The organism is Mesorhizobium sp. P170090, assembly GCF_057786115.1.
Genome location: NZ_JBYNWH010000001.1, coordinates 620,995 through 637,091 on the forward strand (window position 1 = coordinate 620,995; position 16,097 = coordinate 637,091).

A 16,097-nucleotide genomic window follows, 5' to 3' on the forward strand; every position below is an offset into this window, starting at 1 on the left:
CGCTATTTCCAGTCGCGGATGTCGACGAAATGGCCGGCGATCGCCGCCGCCGCCGCCATTGCCGGCGATACCAGATGGGTGCGGCCCTTGAAGCCCTGCCGGCCTTCGAAATTGCGGTTCGAGGTCGAGGCGCAGCGCTCATGCGGCTTCAGCCGGTCGTCGTTCATGGCCAGGCACATCGAGCAGCCCGGCTCGCGCCAGTCGAAACCGGCGGCAATGAAGATCTTGTCGAGACCCTCGGCCTCCGCCTGTTCCTTGACCAGACCGGAGCCCGGCACGATCATCGCATCGACATGCGCACTCACCGTCTTGCCTTCGACCACCTTGGCCACCGCACGCAGATCCTCGATGCGGCCATTGGTGCAGGAGCCGATGAAGACGCGGTCGAGCGTGATGTCGGTGATCTTCGTGCCCGGCGTCAGCCCCATATAGTCGAGCGCGCGGATCTTTGACGTCCGCTTGTTCTCGTCCGTGATCTCTTCCGGATTGGGAACGACGCCCTGCACCGAAACGACGTCCTCGGGCGAGGAACCCCAGGAGACGATCGGCGGCAGCTTGGCCGCGTCGAGCACGATCACCTTGTCGAAATGCGCGCCCTCGTCGGACTGCAGCGTCTTCCAGTATTCGAGCGCGGCGTCCCACGACGCGCCCTTCGGCGCGCGCGGCTTGCCCTTGACATAGGCGAAGGTGGTTTCGTCGGCCGCGATCAGGCCGGCGCGCGCGCCGCCCTCGATCGACATGTTGCAAATCGTCATGCGGCCTTCCATCGACAGCGCGCGGATCGCCTCGCCGGCATATTCGATGACATAGCCGGTGCCGCCGGCGGTGCCGATCTCGCCGATGATGGCCAAGATGATGTCCTTGGCGGTGACGCCTTCCGGTAACTGGCCATCGACACGCACCAGCATGTTCTTGGCCTTGCGCTGGATCAGCGTCTGGGTCGCCAGCACATGCTCGACCTCGGAGGTGCCGATGCCATGTGCCAATGCGCCGAAGGCGCCATGCGTCGAGGTGTGGCTGTCGCCGCAGACAATGGTCATGCCAGGCAGCGTGAAGCCCTGCTCCGGCCCGATGATGTGGACGATGCCCTGGCGGATATCGTTTTCGGAGTAATATTCGACGCCGAAATCCCTAGCGTTCTTGGCCAAGGCCTCGACCTGGATGCGGCTTTCCTCGTTCTTGATGCCGAACTTGCGCTCGGGCGAGGTCGAGACATTGTGATCGACCACGGCCAGCGTCTTTTCCGGATGCCGGACTTTTCTGCCGGTCATGCGCAGACCTTCGAAGGCCTGCGGGCTGGTCACTTCATGGACGAGATGGCGGTCGATGTAGAGCAGACAGGTGCCATCATCCTGGCGGTCGACGACATGGTCGTCGAAAATCTTGTCGTAGAGGGTGCGCGGTGCGCTCATGTGCGTAAATCCGTCGATTTGCAAAAAGGGGAAGGGCAGACGCGCGAAGCCTTCGGCGCGGCGAAAGCGGCTTAGCTAAGTCGGCTGGTGAGCGCGCCGGAAATGCGCGAAGAGAAACGCGACGGCAGGCGTTTTCTGTCCTGCAGCACGAAACCCTTATAGGCCGGATCGCCAAAAAGCTCTTCCATGGCGTGGCTCATACCAATGTTTTGGCTTTTCGGCAATTGCGGCGTGTTTTCGCTTCTCCCCTTGTGAGAGAAGGCGAAGAGGGCGGCGCTCAAAGCACCTCGAACACAAAAGTCTTCACCAGCGCGTCCGGCTCGGCGATCGCATAGCAGCGGAACCATGGGCTTTGCTCGGCCGGCCGCCATTTCACGGCCCGCTCCAGCCCGTCGAACACGTCCTGGAAGCCGCCGCTTTCGAAAACCTGGTCGCGCACGGTGAAGATGGCGTGGCCGCCTTTCCTGGTGATGCGGACAAGCTCGTGCAGGCCGGACGCCGGCGCATGGCCGATGGTGAACACGCCAGTCGAGAAGAAGGCGCGGAAATGCCCGTCCGGCCAGGGTAGCGGCCCGCCGAGCATGGCCTGCTTCAGATCGCCATAGGCATTGCGGCTGCCGGCGATCTTCAGCATGTCGTCGGAGAGGTCGAGGCCGGCAATGTCGTGATAACCCAGCGCCTTCAATGACGGGCCTGACAGGCCGGTGCCGCAGCCGGCGTCGAGCAGCGGGCCTTCACCCACCTTCACATGGCGCGCCACCCAGGCGGTGATCAGGAACGGCAGCAGATAGCCGAGCGAAGCGGTCTCGCCGTCATAGGTCGCGGCCCAGTCTGCATAGGCCTTGGCCAGCCCTTCCGGCGTGTCGGCCGAATAGACGGTACCCAGCGCCGCATTGGCCTTGTCGATCGTCATCGCCTGCATCCTCCGGAATCCTGTCCTCCGCGATCGTAGCCGTGCCCGCGTCGGACTTCTATTCCTGCTGCGCCCGCCGCAGTCGTTGCTCCAGCCCCCGCAGCGCCAGCGACAGGCTGACGGTGAGGATGAGATAGATATAGGCGACGATCGAATAGGTCTCGAAGAAGCGGAACGAGCCGGCGGCGTAGATCTTGCCCATCTGCGTGATGTCGGCGACGCCGAGCACCGAGACCAGCGAGGAATCCTTGACCATGGCGACGAAGTCATTGCCGAGCGGCGGCAGGATGGTGCGGATCGCCTGTGGGAAGACGATCAGCCGGAAGCGCTGCGTGCGCGTCAGCCCGAGCGCCTTGGCAGCCTCGATCTGGCCTTTCTCGACTGACTGGATGCCGGCGCGGAAGACCTCGGAGATGAAGGCGGAATAACCGATGGTCAGCGCCATGATCGCACGCCACAACAGCGACACGTCGCGCACCAAAAGCTCGCCGAGATAGCCGGCGTTTTGCAGCGGCGCGGTCAGCGCATTCCACGCAGCCACGAAGGCCGGCGCGCCGGCGAAGGCGATCCAGAACAACAGCACCAGGATCGGCACGCCGCGGATGATCTCGACATAGAAACGAGCGATCTGCTTGAGCCAACGCGACCCCGACAACCCCATCAGCGCAATGCCGAGCCCGACGGCGGAAGCCAGCGCGAAGGCGACCACGGTGACAAGAATGGTGATGCCGATGCCTTTGGCGACGGTGGCAAAAACCTGGGCGTAGAGATCGCTGGCGGCAATGGAGAGCGCAGCGACGACGGCGAGCGCGATCGCGGCGGCAAGCCACCAGGGAAAATCGGGTTTTGAGGTTGAGGCGAGCATCAATGCCCAACGCTGGTGAACAGCTGCGCTCGCAAGATCTGCCGATCTCCCCCCTTGCGGGGGAGATGTCCGGCAGGACAGAGGGGGGTGCTGTCCCTCCAACCTGTCAAACGGTTACAGTCACAACCTTTGGCCTCTTTGGAAAAGCTCAAAACAAAAGGGAGGCGATCCTTCACACCCCCCTCTGCCCTGCCGGGCATCTCCCCCGCAAGGGGGGTCAGCGGCCGTCGCGCCAAGACGGCCTACTGCCCCATCTTGTAGTCGAGAAACCACTTCTTGTTCAGCGCCTCGATCGTGCCGTCGGCCTTCAGCGCCGCGATCGCCGCGTTGACCGGCTTCACCAGGTCCGAGCCCTTCGGGAAGATGAAGCCAAAATCCTCGGTGCCGAGCGGGCCGCCGATCAGCTTGAGCTTGCCGCCGGAGGCATCGACATAGCCTTTGCCGGCGGTGCCGTCGGTCAGGACGACATCGACGTCGCCGGATTTCAGTGCCTGCACCGAAGCGCCGAAGGTCTCGAACTGCTTGATGCGCGGGTTCTGCTCATTGCCGTCGAGCACGCTGTAGACGGCGGTGTAGAACGGCGTCGTTCCGGCCTGCGCGCCGATCAACCCGTCCTTGAAGGCGGCGAAGGTCTTGGCGTCGGTGAAGCGGCTTTCATCGGCGCGCACCAGCATGAACTGCTCCGAACGCATATAGGGGTCGGAGAAATCGACCTTCTCCTTTCGGTCGTCCTTGATGGTGATGCCGGTCATGCCAATGTTGTACTGGTTGTCGGAAACCGCCTGGATCATCGCGTCCCAGGAGGTGTTCTGGTACTCCACCTCGAAGTTCAGCCGCTTGGCGATTTCGTCCATCGCGTCATACTCCCAGCCGATCTGCTTGCCGGTCTTGGCGTCGATGAACTGCAGCGGCGGATAGGCGTTTTCCGTCACCACCACGACCTTCTTGCCGCCGAGATCGGGCAGCGCATCGGCCGCCCATGCAGCGACGGGCGCGAGGAAACAGGCCGCGAGGGCGGCCAGCAGCAGCTTCGATTTGGTCATGACACGCTCCAGGATGAGAAGCCCGCTTGCAGCCGGGCTCGCATGAAAATCCAGGCGCGACTTTAGCCGTCCGCAGACGGCTTGCAAGCCGGTCCGGTGCTCAGCGTCCGGTGAAAGCGGATTCCAATGCCTTCAACCAACGCGGTTTTAGAACGCCCCGTGGTCGGAATTATTCCGTGATTGCGCCGCCGGCAAACCAGGCCCCTCCTGGACACGGGAACCCGTCAGATGACGGATCAGGATGGTGACGTAGCCTCACGCAGCTTGGCGACAAATCCGGTCAAGGTCCGGTGCAGCGACTTCAGCTCCTCGACTTCCAGCGGCATGGCGCAGGCAAGGCCTGCGGATACGTCCTTGATGCGGGCGCGCAGCGCCTGGCCCTTGGCAGTCGGTTCGACCAGCACGCGGCGCTCGTCGGCCGGATCGCGACGGCGGGTGACGAGACCAGCCGCTTCCATCCGCTTGAGCAGAGGCGTCAATGTCGCCGAATCCAGCCCCAGCGCCTCGCCGAGTTCGCCGACCGTGCTCGGCGCATGCTGCCACAGCGCCAGCATCGCCAGATATTGCGGATAGGTCAGGCCGAGCGGGTCAAGCAGCGGCCGATAGAGCTTGGTCATCAGCCCGCTCGCCGAATAGAGCGCGAAGCAAAGCTGCTGGTCGAGGCGCGGAACGGCGATCCTCCCGGCCGTGTCCGCCGGGACTTCGCTGGCCCTGGTTTCGGTCTTCGTCGTCATGCTGCCTTTGCCGGAAGCGCCACGGTCGAAAGCGCCACCTCGACATTGCCTTTGATCGCATTGGAATAGGGGCAAATCTGATGCGCGGCCGATACAAGCGCTTCCGCCGCCGCCTGATCAAGGCCTTTGGTCTCGGCGGCCAGTGCGACACCAAGTTTGAAGCCTTCACCATTGGGAAGCAGGCTGACGGTGGCGCTCACCGCCGCATCGTCCAGCGGCAGCTTCTGCTTGCGCGCGACGAAGCGGATGGCGCTTTCGAAGCAGGCGGCATAGCCGACCGCGAACAGCTGCTCGGGATTGGTGGCGCCACCCTGTCCGCCGAGCTCCTTCGGCAAAGCGAGGTCGACCTTCAGCAGGCCGTCGCTGGTCTCGCCGTGGCCGGCGCGGCCGCCGGTGACGCGAGCCTGTGTGGTGTAGAGTGCCATGTCAGTTCTCCATTTTATTTGTACACTATCATTTAGTGTACAAGATAATTCGAGTCAACAGCCATGGCCAAACTCTCGGCCGGCAATCGTTCACAGTCTGGTGAAACGAAAAAAGGCGGCCGAAGCCGCCTTTTCAAAATCCTTGGACCAGGTTTATTCGGCCGGGGTCGCTTCCGCCGCCTTTGCAGCCTCGTCGGCGGCCTTGGCGGCTTCGTCGACGGCCTTCTTCTCGGCAGCTTCCTTGGCGGCCGTCTCGGCGGCCAGCGCCTGGGCAGCGGCAACCTTCTCGGCTTCGATGCGGGCCTTCTCGGCGTTCAGCGCGTCGCGCTCCTCATCGTTGAGCTTGCGGGCGCGCACGCCGGTGTTTTCCGAAATACGGGCCGACTTGCCGCGACGGTCGCGCAAATAATAGAGCTTGGCGCGGCGCACCTTGCCGCGGCGCACGATCTCGACGCCTTCGACCATCGGCGAGTAGACCGGGAAAACGCGCTCGACGCCTTCGCCGTAGGAGATCTTGCGGACGGTGAAATTTTCCTGGAAGCCGGCGCCGGCGCGGGCGATGACGACGCCCTCATAGGCCTGGACGCGGGTGCGGGTGCCTTCGGTCACGCGGACCTGGACGCGCACGGTGTCGCCGGGCTGAAACTCGGGAAGCTTGCGCTTGGCTTCGATCTTGGCGGCCTGTTCGGCCTCGAGCTGACGGATGATATCCATCTCAAAAGTCCACTTCTTGTTCTTCCGACAGTCAGAGCGTCCGACACTCGCCTTGCAGTTCCATTGACCGCTCGGCTATGCCCTTTGTCCCCGAGACATCTTGTCTTCGAAACATTGGGCAGGGGCGACTACACCGTCATTGTTGACGGGTCCGGGAGATTTTTCTCGCCAGTACGGGCGGGCACATACAGCTATTTCACTGACTTGTCACGCCTTGGCCCTGTCTTTTTTGGTCGCATGCCACCACGCAATCGTCCAGTGCAGGGTTGCGCCGGCCCTTCAAGCTTCCTAATCCGGGAGCAGCACACTTGTCCGGCGGCCTCACAATGTCTGTTTTCGACGCAGTCCTGCTCTTCCTCGCGGGTTTTCTGTCAGGCGCCGTCAACGCGGTTGCCGGCGGCGGCACCTTCATAACCTTCGGCGCCATGACGCTGGCCGGCCTGCCGCCGATCGTCGCCAACGCCACGTCCTCGGTAACGCAGTTTCCCGGTTACATCACCTCGACGCTGGCTTACTGGACCGACATCAAGCATTTCTGGCGCGGCGCGCTGCTGCTTTGCCTGATCTCGGCTTTGGGCGCGCTGGCTGGTGCGCTCATCCTGCTGGCGCTCTCAAATCCGTCGTTCCGCGCCCTCGTGCCGTGGCTGCTGCTGGCCGCAACCGCCTTGTTCGCCGCCGGGCCGTGGCTGAAACCAACGCCGAAGCCTGGGCATGAAGCCACGGTCGGCTCTCTGGCCGGTTCGCTGGCGCAGTTCGCTACCGCCATCTATGGCGGCTTCTTCGGCGCCGGCATGGGCGTCATGATGCTGGCGACGCTCGGCCTGACGCAATCCGGCGACTATCACCGGCTGAACGCGCTGAAGAACATGCTGGCCGTGGTCATCGCCGCCGTTGCCATACTGGTCTTCGTTTCCGGCGGCGTTGTTGCCTGGCCTCAGGCAATCGTCATGATCCCCGGCGGCGCGCTCGGCGGCTATGCCGGCGTATGGATCGCCAAGCGCGTGCCGCAAAACGCAGTACGCGGCTTCGTCATCGCCGTCGGCCTGTTTCTCGCCGTCTACTATTTTGCCAAGGGCTGAGCGGCGAGCAAATCCGGCCGGCGCTCCCTGGTCAGCTTCTCGGACTCCGCACGCCGCCAGGCGGCGATCTTCTTGTGGTTGCCGGAGACCAGCACGTCGGGGATCGGCCTGCCCTCGAACTCCTGTGGCCGCGTGTAATGCGGGTGTTCGAGCAGGCCGTTCTCGAAACTTTCTTCCTCGCCCGACACCGCATTGCCCATGACGCCGGGCAACAGCCGCACAACGGCGTCGAGCAGCACAAGCGCCGCCGGCTCGCCGCCCGACAGGATGAAATCGCCGATGGAGACCTCTTCCAGTCCACGCGCCTCGATCAGCCGCTGGTCGACGCCCTCGAACCGGCCGCAAACGATGACGGCGCCTGGCCCGCCAGCCAGTTCGCGCACGCGCGCCTGCGTCAGCGGCTTTCCACGCGGGCTCATCAGCAAACGCGGCCGCGGATCGCCCGCCGGCGACGTGTGGTCGATCGCCTTGGCCAGCACATCGGCGCGCATCACCATGCCGGCGCCACCGCCGGCCGGCGTGTCGTCGACGGTGTGATGGCGATCGCTGGCGAAGTCGCGGATCTGGATAGCTTCCAGCGACCATGTCCCGACTTCGAGCGCCCGTCCGGCCAGCGACAGGCCTAGCCCGCCCGGAAACATCTCGGGATAGAGCGTCAGCACCGAAGCCTTGAACGTCACCGGTTGCCCCCGGCGTCGCGTGGCCCGCGCGGCCGGCCCTTCGCGTCGAAGTCTTCTTCGCGCGGCGCCTCGCCATCCTCGTCCTCGACCAGCCCGGCCGCCGCCGGATCGACACGGACAAAACCTTCGGCAACCACCACCTGCGGCACGGCGGCCTGCGTGAACGGGATCAGCACGCCTTTGCGCCCGCCAAGCGTGACATCGAGAATGTCGCCGCCGCCGAAATTGTGTACCGCGACCACCTTGCCGACAACCGCATCCGTGTCGTCGCGGACTTCCAGCCCGACGAGATCGGCGTGGTAGAACTCGTCCTCTTCGCCATCGTCCGGCAGCATCGAGCGGTCGACGAACAGCTCCGTGCCGGCCAGCGCCTCGGCGGCGTTGCGGTCGGCAATGCCCTTGAAACGCACCACGACGACAGTGTTTGCCGGCCTTATGTCGATGATCTGGAAGGCGCGGCCGTCCTTGGCATAGAGCGGGCCATAATCCGCCAGCGCCAGCGGCTCGCCGGTGAAGGTTTTCACCCGCAATTCGCCCTTGATGCCGTGGGCGGCGCCGATCACGGCCATTTGCACGGGGTTCTGGGGCTTCGACATGGCTGATATCCTTTGCCCTGCTCTAACGCCCTACCGGCGTCATTTCAATGATCGCCCGTGGCCAGTTCAATGACAGGTTCTTCACCGCTTCCTAACCCGGCTGCCTGACAATGGCGGCATGCAGGAATTTCTCATCCCGGCAAAACCCGACCTCCAGGCAGCGCGCGAAAGCTGGCTGAAGATGCTGGCGCGCGAGCGTCGGCTGTCACCGGCGACTGTCGAGGCCTACGAGCGCGACACGCGCCAGTTCCTGCATTTCCTGACCGGACATTGCGGCGGCTCGCCCGGCATTTCCGACATCGCAACCTTACGCCCGGCCGATCTGCGCGGCTTTCTTGCCGCGCGGCGCAACGCTGGCGCTGGCGCCCGCACGCTCGGACGCGGCCTCGCCGGCATCCGTTCGCTGCTGCGTTTCCTCGAACGGCGCGGCCTCGCCAACGCCGCGGGTGCAGCAGCTTTGCGCGCGCCGCGCCAGCCGAAATCGCTGCCCAAGCCGCTGACCGCCAGCGATGCCAAACATGTCGTGTCGGTGGAAGGCCAGCTGGCTGAAGAGCCCTGGATCGCCGCCCGCAACGCCGCCGTGCTGACGCTGCTTTATGGATCGGGCCTGCGCATTTCCGAAGCGCTGGGCCTCAGCGCCGCCGACCTGGCATCGGAAGCCGACACCGTGCTGCGCGTCACCGGCAAGGGTGGCAAGACACGGCTGGTGCCGGTGCTGCCGGTGGCGCTCAGGGCAATCGCCGAATACCGAAAACTGTGTCCCTACCATCTCGATCCCAAGGGCCTGCTGTTTCGCGGCGCCCGCGGCGGGCCGCTCAACCCGGCCATCGTCCAGCGCGACATGGCCAGGCTGCGCTCGGCGTTGAACCTGCCCGACACCGCGACGCCGCACGCGTTGCGCCATTCCTTCGCCACCCATCTGCTCGGGCGCGGCGGCGACCTGCGCACCATCCAGGAACTGCTCGGCCACGCCAGCCTGTCGACGACGCAGGTCTATACCGGCGTCGACACGGCAAGGCTGCTCGAGATCTACGAATCTGCCCATCCCCGCGCGTGACACTGTATAAGTCCAGGACAATTTCCCCACGCCGGTTAACCGTTTCGCCGCTTTTCAGTCCTAGAACCGCACCATGAAACGCGCCCTTGCCATCGCCGACCGCGCCGCCCTTGTGTCGCTGAAGCTGCTCGTCGCGCTCAACGCCCTGTTTTTCCTGTCTTTCCTCATCGTGCTGCTGCTTGCCATGGGCAGGGCGCATGCCGAAGCCCCGGCCTGCGCCGGCGCCGATCTGCTGTCGGCCCTGCAGAAGGAAGACCCCGCCACCTATTCCAGGATCAAGACGGAAGCAGCAGCGACGCTGAACGGCAAGGGCCTGTTGTGGAAGCTGGAGAAATCAGGCGAAAAGCCATCCTTCCTGTTCGGCACCATGCACATGACCGACCCGCGCGTGACCACTCTGCCGCCGGCAGCCAGGAAAGCCTATGGCGCTGCCGGCACCATCATCATCGAGACCACCGACGTGCTCGACAAGCAGAAGATGATGGAGGCCATGCTCAAGGAACCCGAGCTGATGATGTTCACCGACAACACGACGTTGTCGTCGCTGTTGTCGCCGGAGGATGCGGCGGTGGTGAACAAAGGGCTCGATGCGCGCGGCATTCCGCCGGCGAGCGTCTCCAAGATGAAGCCGTGGCTGCTGTCGGCCATGGTCGCGCTGCCGGTCTGTGAGGTCGCCCGTCAGGCAGGCGGCGCACCGGTTCTCGACGTCAAGCTGGCGCAGGACGCCAAGGCTAATGGCAAGCCGGTGGAAGGGTTGGAGACCGCAGCCAGCCAGCTGCGCGCCATGGCCTCGCTGCCGCTTGCGTTCCACATCAAGGGGCTGGTCGAGACCCTGAAGCTCGGCGACAAGATAAACGACATCAACGAAACCATGATCGTGCTTTACCAGCGCGGCGACACCGGCACCTTCTGGCCGCTGTTGCGTTCGATCTCGCCCGACGAAGACGACGCAGGTTACGCCGAATTCGACCGGACGATGATCACCGGCCGCAACAAGGTCATGGCCGACCATGCCGCACCGATCCTGGCCAAGGGCAATGCCTTCATGGCCGTCGGCGCCATGCATCTTCCCGGCCCCGAAGGCCTGGTCGAGGATTTTCGCAAGGCCGGCTATACCGTCACCGCCGTCGACTGAGCAGCGCCCGTCTTGAATGCCGAATCACGTAAGCCCGGCTCTGTGCGGTGCGCAACTGATTCGCAAAGCGGAGGCGGTTGGCCCTATTTTTGGCGGAAAAGGCCAGCTAAGCTCGTTCTACCTCTTTCGTGATTGATTTTGCGGGGGAAATACAGGCCAACAAGCGGTTGCGAATCAGAATTTTCCTGCGTTCGTCAATTTGAAGGCCTAGTATGAACCCGTTCAACGGTTGCGCGTTGAGGGGTGTTGATTGATGCTTTTCATCCACGGAGGACACTTTTATGGCGAACCCTAACGATCCAGCGCCCAGGTCGGGTGGTGGCAGCGGCTGGCTGATTGCGCTGGTCGTCGTCATCCTTGCGATTGTCGCGTACTATGTTTTCGGCAGAAGCGGCGAACATCCTGCGCCCGCAGAGCCGCCGGCAGCCAGCACACCGGCGCCCGCACCTGCACCGGCTGAGCCGATGAAGCCCGCCGAACCGGCTCCCGCACCAGCCCCTGCGCCCGCACCGGCTCCTGCGCCAGCCCCGGCGCCCGCGCCTGCTCCGGCGCCGAGCCCGTAATCTGGCCAACTGATCTGGCATCTTGCTTCCAACCCAAGAACGGCCCGCTGAAAAGCGGGCCGTTTTGTTTGGGGCACCTATCGGCGAGCGTCGCGATTCTTCACCGCCCCTCTGTGCTGCCGGACATCTCTCCTCAAGGGGGAGATCGGCTGTCTCACGAACAGCCCAGGTTAGAAACGTGAGAAACTTGAAGGCTCGCGACGCGGCGGTGAAGTCCAATCTCCCCCGTTGAGGGGGAGATGGCCGGCAGGCCAGAGGGGGGGTGCTGTTCCTCCAGCGTTTCCTTAAATATGGATCGGCTTGAAGAACGTCGCCAGCGCCGCTTCCTTGACCGCTTCCGACATCGTCGGATGCGCGTGGCAGGTGCGGGCGAGGTCTTCCGAGGAGCCGCCGAACTCCATCAGCACCGCCGCCTCATGGATCATCTCGCCGGCGCCGAAGCCGACAATGTGGACGCCGAGCACGCGGTCGCTGGCTTTGTCGGCGAGGATTTTCACGAAGCCGTCCGTGTGCAGCATGGCGCGCGCGCGGCCGTTGGCGGTGAACGGGAATTTGCCGGTTTTGTAGTCGATGCCGGCCTTCCTCAGCTCTTCCTCTGTCTTGCCGACCGAAGCGATTTCCGGGCTGGTGTAGACGACGCTCGGAATGACGTCGTAATTCACATGGCCGGCCTGGCCGGCAATGGTCTCGGCCACCGCCACGCCTTCATCCTCGGCCTTGTGCGCCAGCATCGGCCCGGCGATGACGTCGCCAATGGCGTAGATGCCGGCCACGTTGGTCCTGAGATGCCCGTCGGTCTTGACCCGGCCGCGCTCGTCGACCTCGACGCCGGCTTCTTTCAACCCGAGGCTGTCGGAATAGGCCCGGCGTCCGGTCGAGATCAGCACCGCGTCGGCCTCGATGGTCTCGGCCGCACCACCCTTGACCAGTTCAAACGCAACGGCGGCGCCCTTTTTGGCCTTGGTCACCCCTGTCACCTTGGCGCCGAGCTTGAACTCGAAACCCTGCTTGGAAAGCAGGCGCTGGAACTGCTTGGAGACCTCGCCGTCCATGCCGCCCAGGATGGTGTCGAGGAATTCGACCACGGTGACCTTGGCGCCGAGCCGTGCCCAGACCGAGCCGAGCTCCAGACCGATGACCCCACCGCCGACCACCACCAGATGTCCCGGCACTTTCTCCAGCGACAGCGCGCCGGTCGACGATACGATCACCTTCTCGTCGATGTCGACCTTGACGCCGGGAATGCCGGCGACATCGGAGCCCGTGGCAATAACGATGTTTTTCGTCTCGATCTCCTCGACCTTGCCGTCCTCAGCCGTCACCAACACCTTGCCGGCCGCAACCACCTTCCCGGTGCCACGGAAACTATCGATCTTGTTTTTCTTGAACAGGAAGGCGACGCCATTGACGTTGGCCGAAACGGTCGCGTCCTTGTGCGCCATCATCTTCTTCAGATTGAGTTTCGGCGCCGGTATCTCGACGCCCAGCGCATCGAAGGAATGGCCGGCCTCGGCGAACATCTCCGAGGCATAAAGCAGCGCCTTGGATGGGATGCAGCCGATGTTCAGGCAGGTGCCGCCGAAAGTGGCGTTCTTCTCGACCACCGCGACCTTGAGCCCGAGCTGTGCCGCCTTGATGGCACAGACATAGCCGCCCGGTCCCGACCCTATGATAACGACATCATAAGCCATGTTCGTTTCCCTTAGCTTGGGGCTCAGCGGCCGCCGCTTACATTCAGGATTGCGCCCGTCGTGTAGGACGCTTCATCCGACAAAAGATAGAGAACGGCATGCGCGACTTCATCCGCCGTGCCGGCTCGTTTCATCGGCAGCATGTCGCGGAACCGCTCGACCCGGTCCGGCTGGCCGCCCGAAGCGTGGATCTCGGTGTCGATGATGCCCGGCCGTATCGCGTTGACGCGCACGCCTTCGGTCGCGACTTCGCGCGCCAGGCCGAGCGTAAAAGTGTCGATCGCCGCCTTGGACGCTGCATAGTCGACATATTCGCCGGGCGAGCTGTGTAGCGACGCCGCGGACGAGATGTTGACGATGGCGCCGCCCTGGCCGCCATGCTTGCTCGACATGCGTTTGACCGCTTCGCGCGCGCACAGGAACGAGCCGATGACGTTGATGCGCATCATGCGCTCCAGCCGCGCCAGGCTCATCTCATCGACGCGCGCCTTGACGTCGACGACGCCGGCATTGTTGACCAGCGCGTCGAGCCGGCCATAGGCGCGATCGACGGCTTCGAACATGGCGACGATGTCGGCTTCGACGCCGACGTCGCCCTTGACGGCAAATGCCTCGCCACCCGCCGCCTCGATTTCGTCGACCAGCGCCTTGGCGGCAGCCTCGTTCGAGGCATAGTTGACCGCGACCCGGTAGCGCGCCTTTGCCGCAAGCCGGCAGGTGGCCGCGCCAATGCCACGACTGCCGCCGGTGACCAGAAGCACCTTCTTGGACGCGCTCATTCCTGGCAACCTTTCAGCAGAAACACGTCCCATGGCAGTTTTGAGAAACCGTTCGGGCCGAAGGCCGTCGACATCTGCAGCGACGGCCCGAGATCGGGGAAGATCAGGCTCTGCGGCGCGTCCGTGCCTTCCGCCGCCAGGAGCGCGATGTTGCCCTTGTCGTCGGCGCTGTAGATGACGCCATGCCAGACCGTGCAGGCGGCAAGCTCGTCACCGGTGACGTCGCCGGTCGGGCATTTGTACATCAGCGACCCTTGCGGTCGCGAAACACCGGATGTCCACATGACAATGCCGTCGAGAACGACACCTTTATCGAGCACCATCGTGAAGGAGTTGGTGACGGTGACCGCATCCGTCGTCGGCCGGAAATCGATGCCGGCATCGCTCTCGGCATCGCCATAGACGGCGAGAGCCAGCGGGCAGGCGGCCTGGGCGGGGATCGGCGTCGCCACCGCTGCTGCTAGCGACAGGGCCAGAACACGCTGCGAAATGCGGAAGGACCGGATTGTCATTCGTCGCCCTGAACATCCCGGTCGACAAGGAAGACCGCTGCTAGAAAGTAATCTATCTCAAAGACAATTTTCGCATCCCCGTCCACCGGAATGGTGTTGATCTCATACTTGAGGGTCAAATAGCGGGAGCCTTCCGACAGTTCGATATAGATGTCGCGCTCATCGCCGCCACCGATTGTCCAATTGAACTCAGGCTTGTTCAGGACCTGCAGCGCTTTCGGCAACGCGTGAAATGCAATCGGGTCGTTGCCAGCCAGAATGGTTGGATGTCTTCCCAGATTGAGTTCGAAATCGCCGCGCCAGGTCGCCATCATGCCATTGAGTGCCAAGGCGGTCTTGGAGGGCTCGACGCTGATCGATCGCAAGCGAAAATCGGGGCTGAAGAAGAATTCGCAATTGGCGCCATAGATACACCACGCGGACTCCGTGTCCCCGTGGCGATAATGACCGTCCACCCGCACATCCTCCGCGTCGATCAGTTGTCGAACCGCCTCACGGCTGCTTTTGCCGAGTTCGAGAGGACCCGCGCGGCCAGTCGTCAGGAGTTCGAACAGGTCGATCGGCTGGGCGGGCTCGGCCATCCCGGATCACTCACAGATCGAGCACCAGCCGTTCGGGATCCTCCAGGCTATCCTTGACGCGGACCAGGAAGGTCACGGCTTCCTTGCCGTCGACGATACGGTGATCGTAGCTCAGCGCCAAGTACATCATCGGCCGGATCACGATCTGGCCGCCGACCACGACCGGCCGGTCCTGGATCTTGTGCATGCCCAAAATGCCGGACTGCGGCGCATTGAGGATCGGCGTCGACATCAGTGAGCCGTAAACGCCGCCATTGGAGATGGTGAACGTACCACCCTGCATGTCGGCGACCGACAGCTTGCCGTCCCGCGCGGCAATGCCCAGCCGGCCGATGTCCTTTTCGATCTCGGCAATCGACATTTGGTCGGCATTGCGCACCACTGGCACGACGAGACCCTTTTCGGTGCCGACGGCAACGCCGATATGGGCATAGTTCTTGAAGATGATGTCGGTGCCGTCGATCTCGGCATTGACCGAGGGGATTTCCTTCAATGCGTGCGTAACCGCTTTGGTGAAGAAGCCCATGAAGCCGAGCTTCACGCCGTGCTTCTTCTCGAAGATGTCCTTGTACTTGGTCCTGAGCGCCATCACCGCCGACATGTCGACCTCGTTGAAGGTGGTCAGCATGGCGGCGGTCGACTGCGCTTCCTTCAGCCGGCGCGCAATGGTCTGGCGCAGCTTGGTCATGCGCACGCGCTCCTCGCGCGACGCATCGTCGCCCGAGGACGGCGCACGCACGGCGACCGGAGCCGGTGCGGCCTTCGGAATTTCGGCCGGCTGCGACGGCGCGCCCTTGGAAATCGCGTCGAGCACGTCGCCCTTCAGCACCTGGCCGCGCTTGCCCGAGCCAGAAACCTGGTCGACCGACAGATTGTTCTCGGCGATCAGCTTTGCGGCAGCTGGCGCCGGCGGCATTGTGCGCGGCTCGACCGGCCCGGCATCGCCGGCTATCTTGGCGGTCTCGGCCGCGGCCTGCTTGGTCGTATGTGCCGCGTCGGGGCTCGACGCCTGCGACACAGCTTGCGGCTTGGTCTCCTGCTTGGACGCCGGGGCGGCCGTGGCGACGCCTGCCGAGATCGAACCCAGCAACGCGCCGACGCCGACGGTCTCGCCTTCCTTGGCGGTGATCTCGCCCAGCGTGCCGGCGGCGGCGGCAGGCACCTCCACCGTCACCTTGTCGGTTTCGAGCTCGACCAGCGGCTCGTCGACGGCAATGGCATCGCCGACCCTCTTGAACCACTTGCCTATGGTCGCCTCGGTGACGGATTCGCCGAGAGTGGGAACGCGGATTTCGGTAGCCATTGTGCCTGTCCGTTT

At 63.9% G+C, this 16,097-nt stretch carries 18 protein-coding genes; 3 read left to right on the forward strand and 15 right to left on the reverse strand.

From position 1 onward, the window contains the following. Positions 1-2: 2 nt before the first annotated feature. The 8 genes from leuC to rplS form a co-directional block, all read right to left on the reverse strand. A complete protein-coding gene (leuC, locus tag AC3EML_RS03070) occupies positions 3-1,412 on the reverse strand; it encodes a 3-isopropylmalate dehydratase large subunit (RefSeq protein WP_023670518.1) in 1,410 nt (469 codons plus the stop codon). Between the two features lie 71 nt (positions 1,413-1,483). Next, positions 1,484-1,693 carry a hypothetical protein gene (locus tag AC3EML_RS03075; protein WP_196813720.1) on the reverse strand — a complete coding sequence of 70 codons (210 nt, stop codon included), beginning with the start codon at positions 1,691-1,693 and terminating at the stop codon, positions 1,484-1,486. After that, positions 1,690-2,325 carry a class I SAM-dependent DNA methyltransferase gene (locus tag AC3EML_RS03080; protein ID WP_352520768.1) on the reverse strand — a complete coding sequence of 212 codons (636 nt, stop codon included), beginning with the start codon at positions 2,323-2,325 and terminating at the stop codon, positions 1,690-1,692. The genes AC3EML_RS03075 and AC3EML_RS03080 overlap by 4 nt, the downstream gene beginning before the upstream one ends. A 58-nt stretch (positions 2,326-2,383) precedes the next feature. Beyond that, a complete protein-coding gene (locus AC3EML_RS03085) occupies positions 2,384-3,190 on the reverse strand; it encodes an amino acid ABC transporter permease (protein ID WP_023683878.1) in 807 nt (268 codons plus the stop codon). Positions 3,191-3,432: 242 nt separating this feature from the next. After that, a complete protein-coding gene (locus AC3EML_RS03090; protein ID WP_023726051.1) occupies positions 3,433-4,233 on the reverse strand; it encodes a transporter substrate-binding domain-containing protein in 801 nt (266 codons plus the stop codon). Positions 4,234-4,469: 236 nt separating this feature from the next. Further along, positions 4,470-4,967, reverse strand: coding sequence for a MarR family winged helix-turn-helix transcriptional regulator (locus AC3EML_RS03095; RefSeq protein ID WP_023683877.1), 498 nt, complete (start codon positions 4,965-4,967; stop codon positions 4,470-4,472). Next, a complete protein-coding gene (locus AC3EML_RS03100; protein WP_023670524.1) occupies positions 4,964-5,392 on the reverse strand; it encodes an organic hydroperoxide resistance protein in 429 nt (142 codons plus the stop codon). Before AC3EML_RS03100 ends, AC3EML_RS03095 begins: the two co-directional genes overlap by 4 nt. A gap of 153 nt (positions 5,393-5,545) precedes the next feature. After that, positions 5,546-6,106 carry a 50S ribosomal protein L19 gene (rplS, locus tag AC3EML_RS03105; protein WP_023687704.1) on the reverse strand — a complete coding sequence of 187 codons (561 nt, stop codon included), beginning with the start codon at positions 6,104-6,106 and terminating at the stop codon, positions 5,546-5,548. A gap of 326 nt (positions 6,107-6,432) precedes the next feature. Here rplS and AC3EML_RS03110 point away from each other — a divergent pair, with 326 nt between their 5' ends. After that, positions 6,433-7,185, forward strand: a complete 753-nt coding sequence (locus AC3EML_RS03110; protein ID WP_023683874.1) for a sulfite exporter TauE/SafE family protein — start codon at positions 6,433-6,435, stop codon at positions 7,183-7,185. Here the strand turns inward: AC3EML_RS03110 and trmD are convergent. Together trmD and rimM are read right to left on the reverse strand one after the other, a co-directional pair. Beyond that, positions 7,167-7,865 (reverse strand): tRNA (guanosine(37)-N1)-methyltransferase TrmD, encoded by a 699-nt coding sequence (trmD, locus tag AC3EML_RS03115; protein WP_023706729.1) that lies wholly within the window; start codon positions 7,863-7,865, stop codon positions 7,167-7,169. The genes AC3EML_RS03110 and trmD overlap by 19 nt on opposite strands. Then, positions 7,862-8,461 carry a ribosome maturation factor RimM gene (rimM, locus tag AC3EML_RS03120; protein WP_023814767.1) on the reverse strand — a complete coding sequence of 200 codons (600 nt, stop codon included), beginning with the start codon at positions 8,459-8,461 and terminating at the stop codon, positions 7,862-7,864. The genes trmD and rimM overlap by 4 nt, the downstream gene beginning before the upstream one ends. A gap of 118 nt (positions 8,462-8,579) precedes the next feature. On the opposite strand from rimM, the gene AC3EML_RS03125 reads away from it, so the two are divergent. Both AC3EML_RS03125 and AC3EML_RS03130 read left to right on the forward strand, forming a co-directional pair. After that, entirely contained in the window at positions 8,580-9,518 is a 939-nt protein-coding gene (locus AC3EML_RS03125) for a tyrosine recombinase XerC (RefSeq protein ID WP_023670529.1), read from the forward strand. 73 nt (positions 9,519-9,591) lie between these two features. Further along, positions 9,592-10,653 (forward strand): TraB/GumN family protein, encoded by a 1,062-nt coding sequence (locus tag AC3EML_RS03130; protein WP_352520767.1) that lies wholly within the window; start codon positions 9,592-9,594, stop codon positions 10,651-10,653. An 847-nt stretch (positions 10,654-11,500) separates the two neighbouring features. Here the strand turns inward: AC3EML_RS03130 and lpdA are convergent. From lpdA to odhB, 5 genes are read right to left on the reverse strand one after another with little or no spacing between them, the layout of a single operon-like run. Continuing rightward, on the reverse strand, positions 11,501-12,907 hold the full coding sequence (gene lpdA, locus AC3EML_RS03135) for a dihydrolipoyl dehydrogenase (protein WP_352520766.1): 1,407 nt from the start codon (positions 12,905-12,907) through the stop codon (positions 11,501-11,503). Positions 12,908-12,930: 23 nt separating this feature from the next. Beyond that, positions 12,931-13,686, reverse strand: a complete 756-nt coding sequence (locus AC3EML_RS03140; protein ID WP_023683871.1) for an SDR family oxidoreductase — start codon at positions 13,684-13,686, stop codon at positions 12,931-12,933. Continuing rightward, the gene (locus AC3EML_RS03145) at positions 13,683-14,198 is read right to left on the reverse strand and encodes a hypothetical protein (protein ID WP_352520765.1); all 516 of its coding nucleotides are present in this window, start codon (positions 14,196-14,198) and stop codon (positions 13,683-13,685) included. Before AC3EML_RS03145 ends, AC3EML_RS03140 begins: the two co-directional genes overlap by 4 nt. Further along, complete coding sequence (locus AC3EML_RS03150) at positions 14,195-14,779, reverse strand: hypothetical protein (RefSeq protein WP_023706736.1); 585 nt, start codon at positions 14,777-14,779, stop codon at positions 14,195-14,197. Before AC3EML_RS03150 ends, AC3EML_RS03145 begins: the two co-directional genes overlap by 4 nt. Before the next feature lie 10 nt (positions 14,780-14,789). Continuing rightward, on the reverse strand, positions 14,790-16,082 hold the full coding sequence (gene odhB / locus AC3EML_RS03155; RefSeq protein ID WP_352520764.1) for a 2-oxoglutarate dehydrogenase complex dihydrolipoyllysine-residue succinyltransferase: 1,293 nt from the start codon (positions 16,080-16,082) through the stop codon (positions 14,790-14,792). Positions 16,083-16,097 lie beyond the last annotated feature (15 nt).

What these genes read in the sequence shown, in the direction of transcription:
- leuC (WP_023670518.1), bottom strand. Translation starts at nt 1,412, where the DNA reads ATGAGCGCACCGCGCACCCTCTACGACAAGATTTTCGACGACCATGTC.
- AC3EML_RS03080 (WP_352520768.1), bottom strand. Translation starts at nt 2,325, where the DNA reads ATGACGATCGACAAGGCCAATGCGGCGCTGGGTACCGTCTATTCGGCC.
- AC3EML_RS03085 (WP_023683878.1), bottom strand. Translation starts at nt 3,190, where the DNA reads ATGCTCGCCTCAACCTCAAAACCCGATTTTCCCTGGTGGCTTGCCGCC.
- AC3EML_RS03090 (WP_023726051.1), bottom strand. Translation starts at nt 4,233, where the DNA reads ATGACCAAATCGAAGCTGCTGCTGGCCGCCCTCGCGGCCTGTTTCCTC.
- AC3EML_RS03095 (WP_023683877.1), bottom strand. Translation starts at nt 4,967, where the DNA reads ATGACGACGAAGACCGAAACCAGGGCCAGCGAAGTCCCGGCGGACACG.
- AC3EML_RS03100 (WP_023670524.1), bottom strand. Translation starts at nt 5,392, where the DNA reads ATGGCACTCTACACCACACAGGCTCGCGTCACCGGCGGCCGCGCCGGC.
- rplS (WP_023687704.1), bottom strand. Translation starts at nt 6,106, where the DNA reads ATGGATATCATCCGTCAGCTCGAGGCCGAACAGGCCGCCAAGATCGAA.
- AC3EML_RS03110 (WP_023683874.1), top strand. Translation starts at nt 6,433, where the DNA reads ATGTCTGTTTTCGACGCAGTCCTGCTCTTCCTCGCGGGTTTTCTGTCA.
- rimM (WP_023814767.1), bottom strand. Translation starts at nt 8,461, where the DNA reads ATGTCGAAGCCCCAGAACCCCGTGCAAATGGCCGTGATCGGCGCCGCC.
- AC3EML_RS03125 (WP_023670529.1), top strand. Translation starts at nt 8,580, where the DNA reads ATGCAGGAATTTCTCATCCCGGCAAAACCCGACCTCCAGGCAGCGCGC.
- AC3EML_RS03130 (WP_352520767.1), top strand. Translation starts at nt 9,592, where the DNA reads ATGAAACGCGCCCTTGCCATCGCCGACCGCGCCGCCCTTGTGTCGCTG.
- lpdA (WP_352520766.1), bottom strand. Translation starts at nt 12,907, where the DNA reads ATGGCTTATGATGTCGTTATCATAGGGTCGGGACCGGGCGGCTATGTC.
- AC3EML_RS03140 (WP_023683871.1), bottom strand. Translation starts at nt 13,686, where the DNA reads ATGAGCGCGTCCAAGAAGGTGCTTCTGGTCACCGGCGGCAGTCGTGGC.
- AC3EML_RS03145 (WP_352520765.1), bottom strand. Translation starts at nt 14,198, where the DNA reads ATGACAATCCGGTCCTTCCGCATTTCGCAGCGTGTTCTGGCCCTGTCG.
- AC3EML_RS03150 (WP_023706736.1), bottom strand. Translation starts at nt 14,779, where the DNA reads ATGGCCGAGCCCGCCCAGCCGATCGACCTGTTCGAACTCCTGACGACT.
- odhB (WP_352520764.1), bottom strand. Translation starts at nt 16,082, where the DNA reads ATGGCTACCGAAATCCGCGTTCCCACTCTCGGCGAATCCGTCACCGAG.